Source organism: Fictibacillus iocasae (assembly GCF_042665465.1).
GTDB classification, from domain to species: Bacteria; Bacillota; Bacilli; order Bacillales; family Fictibacillaceae; genus Fictibacillus; species Fictibacillus iocasae.
The window spans coordinates 1-19,947 of sequence record NZ_JBHTCP010000004.1 but is presented as its reverse complement, the minus strand read 5'-3'; the positions used below and the strand labels follow the sequence as shown (position 1 = coordinate 19,947).

Sequence of the window (19,947 nt, the reverse complement as noted above, 5' to 3'; positions counted from 1 at the left end):
GAAGCTTTTCACAACGATTTCCGCTTAGAAGAAAGGTTTTATTTCACTTCTTGAACGAACAGAAAATAGTTGTATGATCCGGCAAGTTCCACTCATGCCTAGACTCGAACATTTATACTCCATTAACTTTGGTGACCAAAGTTAATGTGCAAAATCATGCCGGCTTACCACTTCCTCCTCGGAAAGCGTGCACCTGTAACGACGATCAGCGACTTCATAGATTACTAAAAAACAACGTTTAATCACTGGCAAGCTCAAAAAAAATACACATATGCAGCACGGGCCGCATATGTGTATAGTCGACTAAATACGTTCCTATCTCTGCAGCTGACGGTCACCGCAGTGGTGCATGCTTTGGTATTTTGGTTTACTTGTTTTCAAACATTTTTGATAATGCCGCAAAGTCGAGCGGCACTTTGTTGTTGAGCACGGCTTGCACGATCTGGTCTTCTTTTTGTTTAGACACGGGCACCCCGGCCAGGCTTGCTACCTGAGACACCAGCATGCGGATCGTTCTTTCATCACCCAGATTCGAGTGGCTCACCGACTGTGCCAGTTTAAAAATGTCATCTTTTTTTACACTCGTTTTTTTCTCGATATTGTCAAAAAACTGATGATCGCGTTCCATTGATGTCCTCCTCCCGCTTCCTATTCAACATATCGTATGCGCCGGAGAACAGATAGGTGATGAAAAAAATAGGCATCGCCCTATTTTTTTAGGGAGATGCCCATCCTACTTCACGCTCTTAGGGAAGACAGATCTTCCACCTCATGCGTCCGAGACCGTTTCATGAGCTCGTCCACAGCTTGTTTCGGCTCTTTCCCGTTAAAGAGCACCTCATATAACACATTCGTTATCGGCATCTCTACGTCAACACTGCGCGCAAGTTCGTAGGCTGCTTTCGTCGTCCTGACACCTTCGACTACCATTCCCATCTGTGAGAGAACTTCCTCAAGCGCGATCCCTTTTCCGAGCATGTTGCCTGCTCTCCAGTTGCGTGAATGAACGCTTGTACACGTAACGATTAAATCACCGATGCCCGTTAGTCCAGCAAATGTGAGAGGGTTCGCGCCCATTGATGTCCCAAGTCGCGCGATTTCTGCAAGGCCTCTTGTGATCAGGGCAGCTTTAGCATTATCGCCATAGCCAAGTCCATCCGACATGCCTGCCCCAAGAGCAATAATATTCTTCAGTGCTCCGCCAAGCTCAACCCCGATTACGTCAGGATTCGTATACACTCTAAAATTCTGATTGATGAAAAGATCCTGCACTTGTTCTGCGCGTTTGATGTCTTCGCAAGAAACCGTTACGGTCGTAGGCTGTCGCAGTGAAACTTCCTCTGCATGACTTGGCCCAGATAGAACAGCGACAGCTGTTCGCAGCGAGTCTGGGATCTCTTCTTCAATAATCTCAGAAATTCGTTTATATGTCCCCGGCTCAATGCCTTTACTGGCGTGAACAAATACAGCCGGCTTTTCCAAATGACCCTTCATTTCGTGAAGCACTTCGCGCAGCGCCTTCGTCGGGGTGACTAGAACAATGACTTCAGCACCGTCGACTGCTTTCTTTAATGAGGTGGTCGCCTTAATCTCGTGAGGCAGCATGATACCCGGAAGATAGCGTGCGTTTGTATGTTCTGTATTAATTTCCGCCGCTTGATCAGCCCTTCTCCCCCAAAGAAAGACGCTGTGATTGTTATCAGCAAGAACAAGGGCGAGAGCCGTACCCCAGCTGCCTGATCCAATAACCGCAATCTTATTCATCTATTCCGCTCCTTTAAAACAGAATGTTTGCTGTACAGCATACGCCGTACAGCAACGTTATTACTCGTTTTTTTGTCTAGCGAGAATGCGCAGCGGTGTACCGACAAACCCGAACGTTTCGCGAATTCTGTTCTCTAAGAACCGACGGTATGAAAAATGCAGCAAGTTCGGATCGTTAACGAACAGCACGAACGTTGGCGGCTTTGTTGCAACCTGCGTGGCGTAGTTGATTTTCAAGCGTTTGCCTTTATCCATCGGAGCAGGATTCATTGCCACCGCATCCATGATCACATCGTTGAGAACGTTAGTCTGCACACGAAGCGAGTGGTTTTCTGCCACTTGGTTGATGACAGGATAAAGCTGATGCAGCCTTTGCTTTGTCAGAGCTGATACAAACACGATCGGCGCATAGCTCAAATACAAGAAATGATCACGAATCTTTTGCTCGAAATCACGCATTGTTTTATCGTCTTTTTCGATCGCATCCCATTTATTCACGACAATGACGACAGCCTTTCCTGCCTCATGAGCATATCCGGCCACTTTTTTATCTTGTTCAATGATGCCTTCCTCAGCGTTGATGACCATCAAGACGACATCGGATCGCTCGATCGCCTTCAGTGCGCGCATCACACTATATTTTTCAGTCGATTCATAGACTTTACCGCGTTTGCGCATGCCGGCTGTGTCAATAATCACATATTTTTGCCCATCTTTTTCAAACTTTGAATCGATCGCATCACGCGTCGTTCCAGCTATGTCACTGACTATTACCCGTTCTTTTCCTAAGATGGCGTTGACGAGTGATGATTTGCCGACATTCGGACGACCGATCAAAGAAAAATAAACCGTGTCTTCGTCCTTCTCTTCTTCTTCAAGCTCAGGAAAATGAGCGACAGCCGCATCAAGAAGATCACCAATCCCAATTCCGTGTGTTCCTGAAATGCCGATCGGCTCTCCCATGCCAAGAGAATAGAAATCATATAGCAGTTCACGGCGTTCTGGATTATCGATTTTATTAACGCCAAGGATTATCGGTTTCTTCGAACGGAAAAGGAGCTTCGCTACTTCTTCATCAGCAGCTGTAATGCCTTCTGTTCCGTCTACCATAAATAAAATAACGTCAGCTTCTTCTATAGCTAGTTCAGCCTGCTGCCTCATTTGATGCAACAGAGGCTCATCTCCGATTTCAATACCGCCTGTATCGATCAAGCTGAATTCAGTGTTCAGCCACTCGGCAGAACTGTATATGCGGTCACGTGTTACACCTGGCATATCTTCAACAATGGAGATCCGTTCTCCTGCAATACGGTTAAAAATCGTGGATTTGCCGACATTCGGCCGCCCTACGATCGCTAATACTGGTTTAGACATTTAAATGCACGTCCCTTATTTTTCAATCTGAATTTTAATAACAAACTAAACACAGCGCATGCTGCAGCCATGTAAACTCTTTTCTAATTTAGGCAAGCTTATCCATTGTAGCAAATGCAAGGATTCTAGACAACCCGGCGCCTCAGCGTTTCAGAGTAATTTTCCTCCCCGTTTTCATCCGGTTTACACTTTTTATAAATAGTGAAGTGCGGAAGAACACATACAATGAGCAGAAACTAATACTTGCCACATCTAAAAATTCTTTTCCTCCCGCTTCTATATAACCCTTTAGCGGGAGAACAGCGACTTGCAGCAGCATATCCCCGAGAATCAATCCTGTTACACAAACATGTAAAGCTTCGCTCTCCGTCCTCCCTAGTCCTACACTTGCAGCCGCTGCAATCATGCCAATAAGAAGGACGGAAGGTGCAATGAGCATGGCAGGATCATATAAGAAATAAACGTGAAGAAGCACGTAAAGCATCATGATCATAAAACTGACCATGACAACGCGAAGCATTTGAAAAAAAGCATGCTTATGCAGACTGAACAATGAACATATAAACAATCCTACCAAAGTTAGACCAATCGTCACGTCTCCTAGAACGATTTCATGGCCTGAGAGCAAAATGGCAGCCAGAATGGATATTGCCCATTTCAATCTCGCATCGTTCTTTTTATGAATAAATGTAAAGTAGATAAACGCACACCATGCTGCCATATAGAAAATGATTCCGTCATTCATTATTTCATCACCTCTATCCATTATGGACAATGACAGCATGAAAATAATCCTTTCCTCTTTAAGCCCGTTTTTCTCCTCGTACTTCACGTTTCCATCAGCCTTGGTTTTAAAGGAAACAGGCGAACCCATGAATGAGTCCGCCTGCTTAAAAAAGTTTATGACTTAAATTCTTTCAGCTTGTCGCCGATCATATCTGCAAGTGAGAAGCCTTTTTCTTCTTTTGGAAGGTTCTGCTTCATGTTTTCTTTCTCTTTTTCATCCTGAACAGCTTTGATGCTCAACGAGATTCTTTTCTCGTTCTTGTTCACATCAAGCACTTTGACTGTGACTGTCTGTCCTTCTTTTAACACTTCAGAAGGGGTGCCGATGTGGCGTGTGCTGATCTCAGAAATATGAACAAGACCTTCTACTCCAGGCGCCACTTCAACAAAAGCACCGAAAGTAGCCAGCCTCTTTACTGTGCCATCAACGAGAGCTCCTGCTTTTAGCTGCTCGGCTGCTGTCTCGAACGGACCTTCCTGTGTTTCTTTAATCGATAATGAGATTCGGTCATTGTCACGGTCTACACTAAGCACCTTTACTTTAACCTTTTCTCCTTCTGATAATATGTCAGAAGGTGTTTCAACGCGCTTATGAGAAAGCTGAGAAATATGGACGAGCCCGTCTACGCCTCCCACATCAACAAAAGCGCCAAAGTCCGTGAGCCTTTGCACAGTTCCTTCGATCACTTGACCAGGAACAAGCTTTTCGAGCAGCTCTCGCTTCTTTAAGCCTTCAACCTCTTCCGCTGCTGCACGATGAGATAAAATGACACGGTTCTTCTCACGGTCTATTTCAACCACTTTAACGCTCAACGTTTTTCCTTTGTAAGTGCTGAGGTCCTCAACGAATCGTTTTTCCACCATTGATGCGGGTATGAATCCGCGCACACCGATATCAGCGACAAGTCCGCCCTTAACTGCCTCGTGTACCGTGACATCAAATGCTTCGCCTGTCTCCAACTTTTTTTCTAGCTCGTCCCACGACTTGTCAGTATCGACCGCTTTTTTTGAAACAAGCAGGCTGTCCTCTGTATGTGAAAGGACTTTTACAGTGATTTTATCCCCTTCTGACAGCACTTCACCCGCTCTTTCAAGGTAAAGACTCGAGATTTCATTGATCGGCAAATGAGCATCTTGTTTGGACCCTATATCGACAAGCACATATTTGTCTTCTACTTTAATGACGGTACCTTCAGTGATGTCGCCCGCCTTCACCAATTCCGCATGTGATAAATTCATTTCTTCTGTCATTTTCACAGTCCTCCTTAAATTTCATTTATGTTAATCTTCCAAAAGGAAAATAAGTAATGAGAAATTAAGCGTGTTCTGATTTTAAACGTTTAATATGTTCCATTATAAGAGAAGTTGCCTCTTGTGCGGAAGCTTTTTTCTCTCTCAATGCTTCAAATGGAACAGGATCTCCGAAGACAATTTTTACTTTGCGGCGAAACTTGTACTCGCCGATAATTGCACACGGAACGACTGCCGCATCAGATTTAAGCGCGAAGAAACCGGCTCCTGCCAGCCCCTCGCCCGTTTCTCCAGACTTGCTCCTCGTCCCTTCTGGAAATAGACCAAGAACCTTGCCTGATCTCAAAATCTGCAGCCCGGTTTTTAATGCGGACTTGTCGCTCATGCCTCTTTTTACAGGAAACGCGTTAAGTTTCGGCAATAAACTTTTCAGCACCGGCACATGAAATATTTCTGCCTTTGCCATGAAATGAACTTCTCTATTCGATGCGACTCCAACGAGCGGCGGGTCAAAATTATGGATATGGTTGGCGCATAGCAGGACACCGCCGTCTGCCGGCATTTTTTCTGCATGAATGATTTCGACATGATAAAGTCCGTTGAGCAAAGTGCGGCAAAGTGTTTTTCCAAAACCGTAGAGGTTCATGTTAATCGGCCCTTTCACCTGCTAATTCAAGAATTCTAGTGACCACATCTTGTATCGTCATAGATGTGGTATCGAGTTCAATGGCATCATCTGCCTTTTTTAAAGGGGCAACCGCCCGTTCCGAGTCCCGCTTGTCCCGGAGCAGTATTTCTTGTTTGAGCTGTTCTAGGTTCGTTTCAAAACCTTTTCGGTTGTTTTCTTCGTACCTTCTACGAGCTCTCTCATCGGCAGAAGCGATAAGAAACACCTTCAGCTCGGCATTAGGCAGTACATGGGTGCCAATGTCGCGTCCGTCCATCACGACACCACCTTTTTCTGCTAACAGCTGCTGCCGTCTTACAAGATCAAGGCGGACTTCTGCAAGTCTGGCAACAAACGAGACGTTATTGGTCACTTCGTACGTTCGGATTTCTTCAGATACATCCTTACCATCCAATATAACCGCTTGTCCTTCCTCATGCTTGACTAGCTCAATCACCGTTTCATCGAGCATACGCTTGAGCGCAGGCCCGTCATGGAGATCGAGTCCTTCTTGAATTGCCTTTAATGTAACGGCTCTGTACATCGCTCCCGTATCAATATAAATGTACGATAGGCGGTCAGCGACCTGCTTGGCAACCGTGCTTTTCCCAGCTCCTGCTGGCCCATCGATTGCGATTCTGATTGAATTATTCATGTTTCCTCCTGCTTCAATGCCTCTTTTCTTCTCTGTCAGCTGCAAGATGATGATCATGCTCGCTTGACAGCTGCGCTAATAAATCCGCACATCATAAAAAGAAAAGCAGGAATAATGCGCCTGCTTTTTTGTCTGTTATAAGCATTGTATTCCTTAACAATATACCATAACCGATTATTTTCGGTCTATCGTTTCAAGCGTTTCGGGCACTGCCTCTTTAATCACTCCCTCATATTGCACACTTTTGCTTGTGAGCCTCCTGAATTCCTCCGATTGGTTGAGGCACTGTGCAAGAAGAAGCAAAATCAAATGAACTGCGGCGAGCTGAACAAGCATATGGTCTATGGTCTTCATGTGCACTCTCCTTTTTGACACATCTTTCCACACGAATCCTTTTTTTATGCATTCTTCTGCGTTTAGCCGTCTTTTCTTCTAGCGAGAAGCTGCTGTTCGAAGCAATACCGCATGATTACACTTTGGTCATGATCCGTAATATTGACGTACATGACAGAAGCTCGCTCTTTTCCCTGCTGAATGCCAGGCATCAACCGTATCACCTTGCATGGGATTTCGACCGACTTTACTTCTCCTGATTGCATAGGAAGCTGCAATCGGCAGGAAATGTCCATGTTTTCCTGCAGTCCATGTTGTTCAGGCAGAGATAACAACATACCTCCACCACTTATATCAAGGGCAGTGGATGTAAATGGATCTAACTGTTCCTCGTTTTTAAGGATGCTTACGTTCAGAAGCACTTCAACTCTGACATACTCTCTGCGTTGAATTTTAACAACAGAGCCTTCGCCCGGCCAGCTCATTACCATGAGAGGAATATTTTCCACTTTCCTGCCGATGAGTTCAGAATGAAACTGATATACATTCTTGTCTGATCCCACGAACGAAGCTGCAAACTCCGTGCCGTTTCCAAAAAATTCTGTTCTGTTTGTTTTTTCATTGATCGGATAATCAACCGCGATCGATTCTTCTAAAATATCCATTACCTTGCAGCGGTATTTTCCCGGCTTTTCGGGGGTTGTGGATTCAAGGTAAAGGGTATTTCCTACGGCTATCATGCAAAGTCCTCCAGTAATGGTCAATTTTTCATATTCTATTATTAACTATACATGAACGCAAAAAAAGGAAAAGCAATTTTTTTGCTTTTCCTTTTTTTTGCTACATCGCCGAATAATCCGGCTCAGCTTCTTTTAATTTTTTCACCATTTCTTCATCGCCGTTATTTGCATCCACGAAGATCTGATACGTTTCATTACCAAGCGTGCCGATAAATTCATAGCAATACACTTCTTCATTGATATCGTTTCGAATCAGCGCTTTATGCTTTTCCATCACTTTAAATTGAGGGCTTAGCGTTTTTCTTGCCTGCTCTTCAGTTAATTTAAACGCTGGCTTCTCTCTGTCACGGTGTGACAGAAGGAATTCCATCCCTTCATAACCCATGATGTCTCCGTTATCAAGAGCCACTTTAAGCGTTACGATCTCGGGATAGATGCGAATGCCATTTTGAACGCGAGCATAGGTGAAAACACCGATATTGTCGTATTGATTGCTCGAAGTGACCTCCATCGGTCCATGCATATGGTCTTTTAAAAAGGTCTCGGCTTGCATCATCGCTTCGTTCAAGGAAATCTTCGCCTGTCTCACTTCCCGATCATACAATACCCAAAGCGGATAACCGCCTTTTTTCGTCAGATCCATATAGGTCGTCCCTTTTGTATCAGGGTTGTAGATGGTAAGCGAATACGCTTTATATTTAGCGCCCTTTCCGCTTTCCTTTACCGTGATCTTGGTGTTCTTTTTTAGATCAAAGAAGTCGATTGCTTTTTGCTTTGCTTCTTCCTTTGTCAGGTTCTTCCCTTTCAAATGGCGAAGATCACGGCCCTCCATCTTCACGCGGTTGCTCACTTCCGGACCAAAGTTCACATCCGAATAGCCTTGCATCGATTTATCGACCGTTTTAAAGCCGTCGATGATCGTGTTATCTTTCGGGTTTTTATTATCAGCCAGCGCCATCTCGACATCCATCCAGCGAAGATCGTTTTTCTGGGCGATCGCTTCTGTTCTGCGCAGCTCGTTTTGAATATCATTCGCGTTGCTGTAAAGCGTTTTTAACGTCTTCGTTTCCTCAGGAGTGAGCGGGTTTTTCTCTAGGTCTCTTACAGCAACACGGTAGCTGAACTCACCGATTTTAGACAGAAATTCTTCTGTTTTGGAAAACGGCATTAAGGCGAGCGGAAGCTGTCCGACATCGTTATGGGCCTCGCTTGTCAGCCTCCATACTTGCGCGAGAGCAGGTGATAGCTGCTTTTGTGAGCTCATGGCAAGCGTTTCTCCAATTTTGTCGTGAAGCGCATCAATATGAAAGTTCAAATCATGAAAAGCTCTTTGGTAGTTATTTTCTGCGTGAACTGAAATCGCGTCTTTTTCCTGTTTTTCTGTATAGCCCCAATAACCTGTTCCTGCGACTGCTATAAGCAGAAGGACGAGCAGTACTGTACGAATCATCTGTTCTTCACCTCTTTTTTAATTCGTAAATATGTGTTTTCCGATTTTTTTAATTTGCGGTCTGCCCCAGATCCAGTTGCTTGTCGCTGTATCAGGGTTGAAATAATACAGTGCTTCTCCTGTCGGATCCCAGCCGTTTAGAGCATCCATGACCGCTTTTCTCGCTTTTTTGTTTGGTGTGAGATAGATCTGGCCGTCTGCTACCGCTGTGAACGCGCCCGGCTCAAAGATCACACCCGAAACTGTGTTTGGAAACGCCGAGTTTTCTACCCTGTTAATAATAACCGCTGCAACAGCCACCTGGCCGATATACGGTTCACCTCGTGCTTCTCCATAAACAGCGTTCGACATGAGGTTAATATCATTCTGTGAATAGCCATCTGGAATGTTCTTAGCAGGTTTGATCTCTTTTCTTGCTTTTTTGTTTACTTTGGCTGTGCCCTTCTTTTTAGCTCCGCCTTTTTGCGGCTTGACCTGCTTATCCTTTGCCACACCGCCATAAGTTGAAAACTTATTGCCTGATTGTATTTGCTTTTCTACCCATTTCTTATCGTATTTCGAGGCTTTCACAAGCTTGTACTTTGTTTCTTTACCGCCAAGGCCGTCGATCGGCAGTCCGAACTCATACTGAAAGTTTCGAAGTGCCCAGTATGTTCTCCAGCCAAATACTCCGTCGATCGGACCTGTATAAAAGCCAAGATGCTGTAATCGGGACTGAAGCTCGATCACATCGTCACCTGTCGCTCCTTTTTGAATAACTTGCGGTGAAAAGGCATGAGCCTGGTCTTTCTCGCTTACCGATAAAATGCCTGCACATAGCATAATTGCTGCCGCAGAGTACTTTATGTACTTCCAATAATTTCTCATATGCTGCGCTGCCTCCTGTAAGTTTTTCTCAAATCTCATTTATAATTGTATCTTTTGTAATGCTCGTCATTTTATGCAAGAAAAGGAAACGAAATATAAAAAGCACTTCCTTGGGAAGGAAGTGCTTTTTATTGGTGGCGTGACAGGTATGCCACTCTTCTCTCGTTGGCGAGTTTTACTTTTCTAAGTCCGAGCCACCATAAGAACATCATAAAAGGTATGATGGCAAAATACATGTTTTCCTCAGCCCGAATGAGGATGTAGTTGTATAAGCCGTGCAAAAGGGCAGGAAGTAAAAGGGACGCCAGCAAAAGATACTTCTGCCTTCTTCCGCTCGCGAACTTGCCACGGCCCAAGTAATACCCCATTATGACACCAAACAGCGCGTGTCCGCTGACAGGAAGAAGAGCTCTCCAGAACGCTTCATCTATTCCGTACGTTGACAAATAAAACACGTTTTCTAACGAAGCAAACCCCAATGACAGGGCAGAGGCATACACGATGCCATCATAAGGCTCGTTAAACTCAGCATGCATATAAGCTGAATAATAAACAATAAACCATTTTAAGAATTCTTCTAACAGGCCGCTCACAAAAAAGGCCTTCACAAACCCCGATACATGAAGCTCTTCTTGAAAGCCATATTGAAGGACCATAACCGGAAATACGAGAAGCACCCCGAAGATGTACACTCGCACGACCATGGACAATGGCTCCGTTTCATATTTATCTTTTAGATAGATAAAGGACAATAACGCAATAGCAGGAGCCACTGCCGCAGAAATCACCGCCAGCATGTTTCCCCTTCTTTCCATTGTTTTTCCTTATCGTAACATGATAACTTAAGATTAGGAAACACTTGTTGGGAGGAACGTTACCATTGAAGAAAATATTGCTTATACATACTGGCGGCACGATTGCTATGGCAGAAGATAAAGAAACTGGCAGTGTCAACACACAGAACCGCCACCCGCTCGAACGAGAGCTGCCTGAGCTTGCTGGATTAGCGGACATCACATCAGAAAACTTTTTGAACGTGCCTTCACCGCACGTGACACCTGAACATATGCTCCGCCTTAGCTGCTTTATCGAGAACAAGCTGAAGCAGGACACCTATGACGGTATCGTCGTCACGCACGGAACGGACACGCTAGAGGAAACAGCATTCCTTCTCGATCTTGTCTTGCAGACAACTGTACCGGTCATTGTAACAGGGGCGATGAGGTCGAGCAATGAACACGGATCTGATGGTCCTTATAATCTGATCTCCTCTGTAAAAGTGGCGTCAAGCAGCGAGTCTGCTGGAAAAGGTGTCCTTGTTGTTTTTAACGAAGAAATTCATACAGCGAAAAACGTGACAAAAACACATACAAGCAACATCGCTACGTTTCAGAGTCCGCAGTATGGGCCCATCGGCATCGTGACAAAGCGAGGTGTCTTCTTTCACCATACACCCGTGAAAAGCGCCGTGCACACCGTCACACGCCTTACGAAAAAAGTGCTGCTGCTAAAAGCATTCGCGGGGATGGACGGCATATTGATCAAAAATGCCGCTTCAGGCATGGACGGAATCGTCATTGAAGCACTCGGACAAGGAAACCTGCCGCCAGCTACCGTACCAGCCCTAGTACAGCTGATAACAGAGGGCAAACCCGTCGTATTGGTTTCCCGCTGCTTTAATGGAATCGTACAGGATATTTATTCATATGATGGCGGAGGGAAAAAATTAAAAGAAGCGGGTCTTATTTTCTCAAACGGCTTGAACGGGCAAAAAGCACGGCTGAAATTGATGGTCGCTCTCGAACTCACTGAAAACCGCCATAGACTGCAGGAGCTTTTTGATCAATAAGAAGATATTACCCTAGCGAACAATAAAAAGAGAGCCCGCCTTTGCTAGAAAATCATCTGGCAGGCAGCCTCTCTTTTTTACGTTCTGTTCCATCTATCTTGCAAGCATGCGCTTATGCTGTCTCCATGAAAGCGTCCGTTTTCAATAAAGATCTCGTTCGCGTTGTTTCCGGCCGCGATCACTCCGGCAATAAATACATTGTGTACGCTCGTTTCCATCGTTTCAGGATGATAGACTGGTCTTCCTGTGTCTTGATCGAATTTGACACCCGCCTTTTTCAAGAAGGTATGATCAGGATGGTAGCCTGTCATGGCGAAACAATACTCACATGAAAAGAATTTCTCGGTTCCGTTCACACTGACCAGGATGCCGTCTTTACGTATCTCGATCACTTCACTGTTAAAGGACATGTTGATCTGACCGTTCTTCACACATGCTTCAAAGTCCGGCAGCACCCATGGCTTGATGCTCGGGCTGTATGCCGAACCACGGTAAAAAACATGCGGTCTTGCACCGCACTTTTGCAGCTCAAGGGCAGTGTCAATCGCAGAATTTTTCCCTCCAATAACAGCGATATCTTTATCAAAAAACGGGTGACCTTCTTTAAAATAATGGAAAACATGCGGCAAGTCCTCTCCTGGGACATTCATCATGTTTGGATGATCATAATAACCTGTGGCAAGGACAACAGCACGACATGTGTATTCTATGATGCTGCCGTCTGATTTCTTAGACGTGACGTTAAATCCGCTTTCAGAGCGGTCAATATTAACCGCTGTCTCATAGCTTGCAATAGATAAGCCGCTCCTTTTTACAACTTCACGGTAATACGTTAGAGCATGAATTTTTCGCGGTTTGCGTTCCTCATGGACGAACGGATAGCCTCCGATCTCCAGCTTGTCGGCAGAACTAAAAAAGGTTTGATGTGTGGGATAGCGGTAGATCGTATGTGCGATGTTGCCTTTCTCAATGATTGTGGCCTGTATTCCTGCTTTTTTCAGGGAAAGTCCTGCTGCAAGGCCGCATGGTCCGCCGCCTATTATAATTACATCGGTATTCATGATTGCTCACTCCGTTATGCCCTTGACTTTTAATCTGCCAGGGCGGCTTCATACATGTTACTCCTTATTCTTACCAAAGAGAAAAAAATCTCCCATCATTATATGATAGGAGATTTCACTTTGCAAAAAATTATACCCAGCCTCTAAAGCGGGAAGCTTCTGCCATTTTACGGACACCGACCATATAAGCAGCAAGGCGCATGTTTACTTTGCGGTTCATCGCAGTCGTGTAGACGGTTTCAAAAGATTTCACCATAACCTGCTCCAGCTTGGCTTCAACCTCTTCTTCTGTCCAATAATAGCCTTGATTGTTCTGAACCCACTCAAAGTAGGATACCGTAACACCACCTGCGCTCGCCAATACGTCCGGAACAAGAAGCACGCCTCTTTCTGTGAGGATTTTCGTTGCTTCCAAGGTCGTCGGACCGTTAGCTGCTTCTACGACAATAGACGCTTTAATGTTGTGAGCGTTCTTTTCTGTTATCTGGTTTTCAATGGCTGCAGGAACGAGTATATCACAATCCAGCTCAAGCAGTTCTTTGTTTGTAATCGTATCTTTGAATAGCTTAGTCACTGTGCCAAAGCTGTCTCGACGCTCTAGTAAATAGTCGATATCGAGGCCTTCAGGGTCATGAAGCGCACCATAGGCATCAGAAATTCCGATAATCTTTGCCCCAGCATCGTGCATGAATTTCGCCAGGAAGCTTCCTGCATTTCCAAACCCTTGAACAACGACACGTGCACCTTGCAAGTCAAAGCCTCGTTTAGCCGCTGCTTCTCGGATGCAGATGGTCACCCCTTTGGCTGTCGCTGTTTCTCGCCCATGTGATCCGCCGAGTACAAGCGGTTTCCCCGTGATAAACCCAGGAGAGTCAAATTCACGGATCCGGCTGTATTCATCCATCATCCAAGCCATGATCTGCGAGTTCGTGAATACATCAGGTGCCGGAATATCTTTAGTCGGCCCTACGAGCTGGCTGATGGCACGGACATAGCCGCGGCTCAGGCGCTCTAGTTCTCGGAAGGACATCGTTCTTGGATCACAGATGATCCCGCCTTTTCCGCCGCCGTATGGCAGGTCAACGATGCCTGCTTTTAAGCTCATCCAGATGGATAAAGCTTTCACTTCTGTTTCTGTCACGCTCGGATGGAAACGAACTCCGCCCTTAGTAGGACCAACCGCATCGTTGTGCTGTGAACGATAGCCTGTAAAAATCTTTGTGCTGCCATCATCCATTTTCACTGGAATGCGAACCGTTAACATGCGAATAGGCTCTTTTAACAGCTCATACACTTCGTCGGAATAGCCAAGCTTGTCCAGCGCTTCCCCTATGACGGATTGTGTGGCTGTGAGCACGTTGTTGTGTTCTTGCTGTTCTTCGTTTTCGGAAGTTTGGTCTGCTGAATTTTGGGCTGTCATTTGTTTACCTCCCATGAATGTCACCTCTAAAGTTTAGTCAATCATCGTACACAGTATACACTTTTCGTTATAGCATGAGAAGATAAAATATGAAAAAAATCCCGAAAAAAGAAAACGCTTTCTTCTTTTTTTGCTCTTTCTTGCAACTATTGGCTCATATGAAGAGTGGTGTATTCAATAAATAAAGGCTGTTCCTCCTTGTGCTGAACCGGGGAAACAGCCTTTATGCCTAAAGATATTTTTTTAAGGATAAAGAGAGGAGTGTTTCAATCATATCTGGATAGTCTAAACCGATCTCTCTTGCCGCATCAGGGAAAAGACTTGTCGGTGTCATGCCAGGCAGCGTGTTCACCTCAAGAATGACCGGATCGCTTCCATCATTCGGTACAATGAAATCGACGCGCGAATACACCTCACAGCCAAGAGACTCATGAGCAAGCACTGCCTGTTTTTGCAGAAGTGCTGTCACCTCATCACTGACTCGAGCCGGTACATAATGAACACTTCCGCCTTCTGCGTATTTGGATTCATAGTCGTAATACTTGTTTTTAGGAACAATCTCGACAACAGGGAGTGCCTGCACGTGTCCTTTTTCACCTATTACGGCTACCGTAACCTCTGTTCCTGCGATAAACTCTTCTACTAGGACCGTCTCATCATGTTTGAACGCTTCATTTATGCCTTGAAGAAGCTCACTTTGATTCTGCGCGATCGTTAAGCCGATCGTTGAACCTTCACGGTTAGGCTTTACAACAGCTGGAAACCCAAAAGGAAGGTCCGCCTGATCTTCGCTGTACAGCTTTTTATCAAGCACTACCTCTTTTGCGATGCGAATATTTTTTTCTTTAAAGAACATTTTCGATTTTGCCTTATCCATAGCGATGCCAGAAGCAAGTGCTCCTGACCCGACATACGGTACTCCGAGCATATCGAGGAATCCTTGAAGACGACCGTCTTCACCAAAACGGCCATGAAGACCTAGGAATACCATATCTGCATCTAATTCAAGCAGGCTGCCAAGTCTTGAAGGATGAAAATCCATGCCTGTTACTTGATGCCCTTTTTGCTCAAGAGCTGCGATAATTTGCTTGCCAGTAGAGAGAGAGACTTCTCTTTCCGCTGATACTCCTCCATATAATACTGCCACTTTCATATATTTCACTCCTAGCCCAAGTATGTAAAAATAGTATATTCTTTCTTAAATGATTGGGTACATTTAAAATATCATTATGATACCATTTTTACGACAATGCCACTACTATTTTAATGAATACTTCAACATTGCCTCCCACAAATAAAAAAACTGCTAAATGCTCAGCAGCTTTTTATTTAAAAAAATGTACAATTTGTTTGATGGCGTCATTCGCCATCAATTTCTTGCCATACTCCATGACTCTGTAGCTGGTGATCGTGGATGAACAGCCAAACTCGGCCAATAGGGCAATCAGCATATCATATTCTACACCGGTCACTTCATCTTCTTCAAATTTCAAGTAAAAACGGTCATTGTAAGAGAAAAGCGTTCCTCCGGCTAATCCTGCTCCTGATAAACGCCTGCCAAGCGAGATGACATCTTCAAAGCTCAAGAATTCATAAAACACTTCGTCGCTCTCATCAAGGGTAACTTGCATTTCAATGTAATCTTCATCGTAGTCTTCTTCAATCTCATATTCATTGACGCCTTTTGTGACAATGACTACCATTCCTTGAGCGGGAAGGGAAAAGACTTCGACGGCGATCGGACCATCCGCTTTAAAGCCGACCTCATCATCTGCCTCTGTCATCATATCGCGGAACAGCTGATGAACCTTTGGAATGTCCTGCCAAATCTCCTCTTTCGAAATGCCGCGCTCATTCAGATCGTCAAACGTCAGGAAGATTTTAATTTTGTTATAGGTTAGCCTTTCTACCCGCATCTAGTGTTCCCCCTTACGATACAATCCATATCATTATCTTATTACAATATATGTTCGACAAATGAAGATGGTGAATGGGGTGCTGCGAGCTGTGTCAGCTTTTTCTCATGTTAGACTCAATCCACTCATCCCAGTCTTGTCTCGTGCTTCCTACTATCATGTGCAAAAAGTCAGTTTTCAACTCATCGTCCATCATATGCAGCGCCGATCCTCCAGCGCCAAAAACAGACTCAGGAAACTTTTTTTCTAGGGACAGCAGCCAATTCATCGTTTTATGAACATACTGTTCGATCGTACACGAAACAAAAACAAACTTTGGCCCAGCCTGCATGATCACTTCTTCCAGATCGCGTTCCGGTATGTTTTGCCCGAGATAGATGACTTCAAATCCCCTTCTGCGCAAATATAAAGTGAAAATTAATAGGCCGAGTTCATGCTGCTCACCAGGACCGCAAAAAGCCATCACTCTAGGAAGATAAGGATCGACTGAAAAGCTGTGAAGTATTTGTCCAATTTTTACGCGAATATAAGAACTCGCATAATGTTCGTGAGCCACGGTGATTTTCTTTTCTTCCCACAAGTGTCCGATCTTCACGAGAAGAGAACCGAGAATGTCAATGACCACCTTTTCGATCGTATACATGCTGAATGCTTGGCTGAGCAAATCCTGCGCTTTTTTCTCTTGAAATGTTAAGAGTGCATTTAAAATCTCTTCAGACAGCCTTGATGCTTGGTCTTCTGCATCTGACTGTGACAATGCAGGCTCTTTATAAAGCTCGCCGCTTTGAGCGAGATCGACCGCCTGGCTGATCGTAAAACCTTTGTTCACCTTGTTGATCAGCCATTTAAGGATATAAATCTGTTCATCTGTATAAAGACGGTGCCCTGCTTCATTGCGTTTCGGCTGGACTATGGCATATCTTCTTTCCCACGCTCTCAGTGTGCCTGCCTGTATGCCAAGCAATTTTGAGACTGCTTTTATATTGTATTTTCCTTCCGATGCCATCCTTTACGTTCCCCCAACCGATTATATCTGTTTAAAATGAGTATAACGAATGTGTACCTCAGTGTAAACTTTTCGCCTTTAACATGATCAGGTGGCTCTGCGACTTAGCACAAAGGCGCAGAGGGAGATGAGTCGCTCCATATCCGTTGCTGATCAATAACGGAACACCGGACACATTATACCATCCTCCCTTTTGCCGGATACCGAACGGCCCGATTCTAATCTGGCCGCCGTGCGTGTGACCGGATAAGATGAGGGAAAGCTTGGATAGCTGGCTTTGATCCATGTGATTCACGAAATCGGGATTATGCACCATTAAGATTGTACACTCCTCTTTACTAGGGATACATGCAGCGTTTAGGTTTGGAGTTCCTTCCGCAAGATCATCCACTCCGGCAAAATAAATAGAGTGGCCCCCAATGGTTTCTTTGACCGTACGATTTTCAAGGACCACCACTTGTTCTTGTTCTAAAAGGCTAAGCAGCTCCTCTTTCCTCATATCATAATCATTATTTCCAAACACAAAATAAACACTGCCAAACTGCCTTAACATCCTTATGTTTTCCTGTACTCTCTTCTTAGGAACACCTCGTTCGAGCAAGTCCCCTCCTATGAATATCCAGTCGGACTGCTTTAATGCTTCATTAAACATTGAGCTGATCTTCCTTCTGTGAATATCGGAAACAAAAAAGATTTTCTTTCCGTCGAACGTCTGCGGGAGTGTATCGAGCACAATGGTTTTTTCTATAACCCTGCTAGAGTGTGCCTCATAAATCATCCATCCGATCAGCACGGCACTTGCCGCCGCTGCAATCATCCCTAACATCGTACCGCTCCTTTATTCAGGCTGTATGAAGAAAAATGAGCTGACGCAAAGCCTGGCGCGTCAGCCTTAGGTGCACGTATAGGATGACGTTACTTCTTCATGCGTCCAATATTCTTCGTTGCAAAAAGGTAATATTTTTATATCGTGTGAAGAAAGCCTTCCTCATGAAAGGAAGGCTTCAGTCCTCATGTATGCTGAGAATCCTGAATCCGGACTGCTCAAGCTTCTTTAGGAACTTATCCATGCTTTGCTTCTTTTCGACCTTCATCACGATCCTTCTTACTAGTTTATCGCTTTCATCAAAAGTAGCAAGCGAAATAATGTTTTCATGAAACTGACGCGTAATTTCTGAAAGCCTGGCAATTCTTCCTTCCGTTTCTACAGAGGTAAAGCTGATCCGAACACCTTTAGCCTTCATCCCAAATGCACTTTGGAACTGTTCGAGGATATCTGAACGTGTGATGATGCCAAGTAATTCCCCTTTTTGTCCAGTAACCGCGATGAGTGGCCGGTCTTTGACAAGCAGGAGCGTTTGTTCAAAGACCGCATCTTCTGTCACCGTATCAAGCAGCCAGTGTGCCATGTCGCCGGCCTTCATATACTCAAGGAAGTCCTCTGCCGACATGCCGCTGGCAAATTGTGCTTCATAAATCTTGTACCTCGTGACAATGCCGGCATATCGACCATCCGTTATTACCGGAACTCCATCAATATTATGCTTTTCAAGCAGAGAAAGCACTTCTTTAGCCGTTTTACTTTCCGTTACAGATATCGTCTTGCGCAATGGGATCATGACACTTCTCACAAACATACTGTCCACACCCTTACACAATAAAATTATTTGAATATTTAAAAAGATAGGTTGAAAAAATTGTAAATTTCACATATGATACATTTACCAGCTACTTTTAAGATTGGAGAGGAAAACACCATGACCCTTTCAAAACTGTTCAATAAATCTCTCATCACTTGCCAAGAATTATCATACAGCATGAACCTTGGTCTTCCAGTAGAAGTATACTGCCCCGTTAAACATGAAACGGTCGCATTCGGCCGTATCCGCTATATGTGTGAAACCACCGTTGTGATCAATGACTCCGCCCATAACCGTGATGATTATTTATTTTTCGGATGTCCCTGCTCCTGATATTAGCCGTTATTTGTTGATGACATTAATGTTGTATTCGTTCTTCATGAACTCTAGTACAAGGTGCCGGTTATCCCACTGCTCTCTTTCACTCCACCATTCTTCGTTCCGATCAATAAAATCTCTGCGCGCTGATTCATATTCATCATCTGCTTTTCCATGCTTTTTTCTCAGTCTCATAAGCTGAAAGCCTGAGAGCATACAAAACAAGCCGCATATCCACACAACTGGGTCGGAAAGTAATCGTCCTGCTCCCTCTTGCCCTGTCAGGTCAGCTATTGTAAAAGAGGCGTACACCCAAAAGAGGACGAGAATAAACATGAACGAAAAACCCCATTGATTCAATAGGCTTTTCCATTTTTCTTTCTCTGCTTTTTTTTGAATCAGTACAGTGAGCATCTGTTTCGTCGCATCGGGAACCATGTTTCTGTAATCTTCTAAATAATCCATACACATGACCTCCTGTTGAAAAGTTATGCAGGATAGTAATGGATGATTACTTCTATAGTGAAAATTCGTGAAGAAAACATGGCTGACATGGATCCATTCAGTCATCCTTAGCTGACACTATTCTTCATCCTAATCTTTTGGCTTCGCCGATAATTCAAACATGATGAGTAAGTGAAATAAAAATAACACCCCGGAGACCGGAGGACACTGAAAAAGTCCTTTGAAAGCGGATGGGTGGATCTCCGCTCCAGGGTACTCGCTTTCCGCGGGGCGGGCGGTGAGCCCCTTCGTCGCACGCGCCATTGAAGGGTCTCACCTGTCCCACTCGTCCCGCAGGAGTCTCGCACCCTTCTGCTCCAATCCACCCATCTAAAGAATGCCTTTT

The 19,947-nt window shown here is 44.6% G+C and carries 22 protein-coding genes; 2 read left to right on the top strand and 20 right to left on the bottom strand.

The window, feature by feature from the left end; translation table 11 throughout:
- Positions 1-367: 367 nt before the first annotated feature.
- The 12 genes from ACFQPF_RS02295 to prsW all read right to left on the bottom strand — a co-directional run bounded on the left by ACFQPF_RS02295 (position 368) and on the right by prsW (position 10,684).
- On the bottom strand, positions 368-628 hold the full coding sequence (locus tag ACFQPF_RS02295; protein WP_379745924.1) for a stage VI sporulation protein F: 261 nt from the start codon (positions 626-628) through the stop codon (positions 368-370).
- A gap of 110 nt (positions 629-738) precedes the next feature.
- Positions 739-1,764 carry an NAD(P)H-dependent glycerol-3-phosphate dehydrogenase gene (locus tag ACFQPF_RS02290; protein ID WP_379745921.1) on the bottom strand — a complete coding sequence of 342 codons (1,026 nt, stop codon included), beginning with the start codon at positions 1,762-1,764 and terminating at the stop codon, positions 739-741.
- 60 nt (positions 1,765-1,824) lie between these two features.
- On the bottom strand, positions 1,825-3,138 hold the full coding sequence (gene der / locus ACFQPF_RS02285) for a ribosome biogenesis GTPase Der (RefSeq protein WP_379745918.1): 1,314 nt from the start codon (positions 3,136-3,138) through the stop codon (positions 1,825-1,827).
- A 142-nt stretch (positions 3,139-3,280) separates the two neighbouring features.
- A complete protein-coding gene (locus tag ACFQPF_RS02280) occupies positions 3,281-4,012 on the bottom strand; it encodes a YphA family membrane protein (protein ID WP_379745915.1) in 732 nt (243 codons plus the stop codon).
- Positions 4,013-4,038: 26 nt separating this feature from the next.
- Positions 4,039-5,175 (bottom strand): 30S ribosomal protein S1, encoded by a 1,137-nt coding sequence (gene rpsA / locus ACFQPF_RS02275; RefSeq protein ID WP_379745912.1) that lies wholly within the window; start codon positions 5,173-5,175, stop codon positions 4,039-4,041.
- A gap of 64 nt (positions 5,176-5,239) precedes the next feature.
- Positions 5,240-5,821: a lysophospholipid acyltransferase family protein gene (locus ACFQPF_RS02270; RefSeq protein WP_379745909.1), complete on the bottom strand. Its 582-nt coding sequence runs from the start codon at positions 5,819-5,821 to the stop codon at positions 5,240-5,242.
- 1 nt (position 5,822) lies between these two features.
- Entirely contained in the window at positions 5,823-6,497 is a 675-nt protein-coding gene (cmk, locus tag ACFQPF_RS02265) for a (d)CMP kinase (RefSeq protein ID WP_379745906.1), read from the bottom strand.
- Positions 6,498-6,671: 174 nt separating this feature from the next.
- Positions 6,672-6,851, bottom strand: a complete 180-nt coding sequence (locus ACFQPF_RS02260) for a DUF5359 family protein (RefSeq protein WP_379745903.1) — start codon at positions 6,849-6,851, stop codon at positions 6,672-6,674.
- A gap of 62 nt (positions 6,852-6,913) precedes the next feature.
- Positions 6,914-7,570, bottom strand: a complete 657-nt coding sequence (locus ACFQPF_RS02255) for a flagellar brake protein (RefSeq protein WP_379745900.1) — start codon at positions 7,568-7,570, stop codon at positions 6,914-6,916.
- A gap of 100 nt (positions 7,571-7,670) precedes the next feature.
- The gene (gene ypeB / locus ACFQPF_RS02250) at positions 7,671-9,020 is read right to left on the bottom strand and encodes a germination protein YpeB (protein WP_379745897.1); all 1,350 of its coding nucleotides are present in this window, start codon (positions 9,018-9,020) and stop codon (positions 7,671-7,673) included.
- 18 nt (positions 9,021-9,038) lie between these two features.
- Positions 9,039-9,842: a spore cortex-lytic enzyme gene (sleB, locus tag ACFQPF_RS02245; protein WP_379746497.1), complete on the bottom strand. Its 804-nt coding sequence runs from the start codon at positions 9,840-9,842 to the stop codon at positions 9,039-9,041.
- 173 nt (positions 9,843-10,015) lie between these two features.
- Positions 10,016-10,684, bottom strand: coding sequence for a glutamic-type intramembrane protease PrsW (gene prsW / locus ACFQPF_RS02240; RefSeq protein ID WP_379745894.1), 669 nt, complete (start codon positions 10,682-10,684; stop codon positions 10,016-10,018).
- Positions 10,685-10,767: 83 nt separating this feature from the next.
- Between prsW and ACFQPF_RS02235 the strand changes: the two genes are divergently transcribed.
- Entirely contained in the window at positions 10,768-11,736 is a 969-nt protein-coding gene (locus ACFQPF_RS02235; protein WP_379745891.1) for an asparaginase, read from the top strand.
- A gap of 77 nt (positions 11,737-11,813) precedes the next feature.
- On the opposite strand, the gene ACFQPF_RS02230 is transcribed toward ACFQPF_RS02235, so the two are convergent.
- From ACFQPF_RS02230 to ACFQPF_RS02200, 7 genes are all read right to left on the bottom strand, one after another.
- Complete coding sequence (locus ACFQPF_RS02230) at positions 11,814-12,800, bottom strand: YpdA family putative bacillithiol disulfide reductase (RefSeq protein ID WP_379746494.1); 987 nt, start codon at positions 12,798-12,800, stop codon at positions 11,814-11,816.
- Between the two features lie 127 nt (positions 12,801-12,927).
- Entirely contained in the window at positions 12,928-14,232 is a 1,305-nt protein-coding gene (locus tag ACFQPF_RS02225) for a Glu/Leu/Phe/Val family dehydrogenase (protein WP_379745888.1), read from the bottom strand.
- A 214-nt stretch (positions 14,233-14,446) separates the two neighbouring features.
- Positions 14,447-15,370 carry a D-alanine--D-alanine ligase family protein gene (locus tag ACFQPF_RS02220; RefSeq protein WP_379745885.1) on the bottom strand — a complete coding sequence of 308 codons (924 nt, stop codon included), beginning with the start codon at positions 15,368-15,370 and terminating at the stop codon, positions 14,447-14,449.
- A gap of 172 nt (positions 15,371-15,542) precedes the next feature.
- Entirely contained in the window at positions 15,543-16,133 is a 591-nt protein-coding gene (locus ACFQPF_RS02215; protein ID WP_379745882.1) for a genetic competence negative regulator, read from the bottom strand.
- 94 nt (positions 16,134-16,227) lie between these two features.
- On the bottom strand, positions 16,228-17,139 hold the full coding sequence (locus ACFQPF_RS02210; RefSeq protein WP_379745879.1) for a MerR family transcriptional regulator: 912 nt from the start codon (positions 17,137-17,139) through the stop codon (positions 16,228-16,230).
- Between the two features lie 58 nt (positions 17,140-17,197).
- Complete coding sequence (locus ACFQPF_RS02205) at positions 17,198-17,965, bottom strand: metallophosphoesterase (protein ID WP_379745876.1); 768 nt, start codon at positions 17,963-17,965, stop codon at positions 17,198-17,200.
- Positions 17,966-18,143: 178 nt separating this feature from the next.
- A complete protein-coding gene (locus ACFQPF_RS02200) occupies positions 18,144-18,776 on the bottom strand; it encodes a CBS domain-containing protein (RefSeq protein WP_379745873.1) in 633 nt (210 codons plus the stop codon).
- 120 nt (positions 18,777-18,896) lie between these two features.
- On the opposite strand from ACFQPF_RS02200, the gene ACFQPF_RS02195 reads away from it, so the two are divergent.
- The gene (locus ACFQPF_RS02195) at positions 18,897-19,112 is read left to right on the top strand and encodes a hypothetical protein (protein ID WP_379745870.1); all 216 of its coding nucleotides are present in this window, start codon (positions 18,897-18,899) and stop codon (positions 19,110-19,112) included.
- Positions 19,113-19,121: 9 nt separating this feature from the next.
- Here ACFQPF_RS02195 and ACFQPF_RS02190 read toward each other — a convergent pair whose 3' ends face one another.
- Positions 19,122-19,562 (bottom strand): DUF2663 family protein, encoded by a 441-nt coding sequence (locus ACFQPF_RS02190; RefSeq protein WP_379745867.1) that lies wholly within the window; start codon positions 19,560-19,562, stop codon positions 19,122-19,124.
- Positions 19,563-19,947: the final 385 nt, after the last annotated feature.

Bases quoted from the DNA above. Each gene is read 5' to 3' on its own strand.
- ACFQPF_RS02215 (WP_379745882.1), bottom strand. From the start codon at position 16,133: ATGCGGGTAGAAAGGCTAACCTATAACAAAATTAAAATCTTCCTGACG.
- ACFQPF_RS02270 (WP_379745909.1), bottom strand. From the start codon at position 5,821: ATGAACCTCTACGGTTTTGGAAAAACACTTTGCCGCACTTTGCTCAAC.
- ACFQPF_RS02210 (WP_379745879.1), bottom strand. From the start codon at position 17,139: ATGGCATCGGAAGGAAAATACAATATAAAAGCAGTCTCAAAATTGCTT.
- ACFQPF_RS02200 (WP_379745873.1), bottom strand. From the start codon at position 18,776: ATGTTTGTGAGAAGTGTCATGATCCCATTGCGCAAGACGATATCTGTA.
- ACFQPF_RS02280 (WP_379745915.1), bottom strand. From the start codon at position 4,012: ATGGGTTCGCCTGTTTCCTTTAAAACCAAGGCTGATGGAAACGTGAAG.
- ACFQPF_RS02225 (WP_379745888.1), bottom strand. From the start codon at position 14,232: ATGGGAGGTAAACAAATGACAGCCCAAAATTCAGCAGACCAAACTTCC.
- sleB (WP_379746497.1), bottom strand. From the start codon at position 9,842: ATGCTATGTGCAGGCATTTTATCGGTAAGCGAGAAAGACCAGGCTCAT.
- ACFQPF_RS02195 (WP_379745870.1), top strand. From the start codon at position 18,897: ATGACCCTTTCAAAACTGTTCAATAAATCTCTCATCACTTGCCAAGAA.
- ACFQPF_RS02260 (WP_379745903.1), bottom strand. From the start codon at position 6,851: ATGAAGACCATAGACCATATGCTTGTTCAGCTCGCCGCAGTTCATTTG.
- rpsA (WP_379745912.1), bottom strand. From the start codon at position 5,175: ATGACAGAAGAAATGAATTTATCACATGCGGAATTGGTGAAGGCGGGC.
- ACFQPF_RS02190 (WP_379745867.1), bottom strand. From the start codon at position 19,562: ATGGATTATTTAGAAGATTACAGAAACATGGTTCCCGATGCGACGAAA.
- ACFQPF_RS02205 (WP_379745876.1), bottom strand. From the start codon at position 17,965: ATGTTAGGGATGATTGCAGCGGCGGCAAGTGCCGTGCTGATCGGATGG.
- ACFQPF_RS02290 (WP_379745921.1), bottom strand. From the start codon at position 1,764: ATGAATAAGATTGCGGTTATTGGATCAGGCAGCTGGGGTACGGCTCTC.
- der (WP_379745918.1), bottom strand. From the start codon at position 3,138: ATGTCTAAACCAGTATTAGCGATCGTAGGGCGGCCGAATGTCGGCAAA.
- ACFQPF_RS02295 (WP_379745924.1), bottom strand. From the start codon at position 628: ATGGAACGCGATCATCAGTTTTTTGACAATATCGAGAAAAAAACGAGT.
- ACFQPF_RS02255 (WP_379745900.1), bottom strand. From the start codon at position 7,570: ATGATAGCCGTAGGAAATACCCTTTACCTTGAATCCACAACCCCCGAA.
- ACFQPF_RS02220 (WP_379745885.1), bottom strand. From the start codon at position 15,370: ATGAAAGTGGCAGTATTATATGGAGGAGTATCAGCGGAAAGAGAAGTC.
- cmk (WP_379745906.1), bottom strand. From the start codon at position 6,497: ATGAATAATTCAATCAGAATCGCAATCGATGGGCCAGCAGGAGCTGGG.
- prsW (WP_379745894.1), bottom strand. From the start codon at position 10,684: ATGCTGGCGGTGATTTCTGCGGCAGTGGCTCCTGCTATTGCGTTATTG.
- ypeB (WP_379745897.1), bottom strand. From the start codon at position 9,020: ATGATTCGTACAGTACTGCTCGTCCTTCTGCTTATAGCAGTCGCAGGA.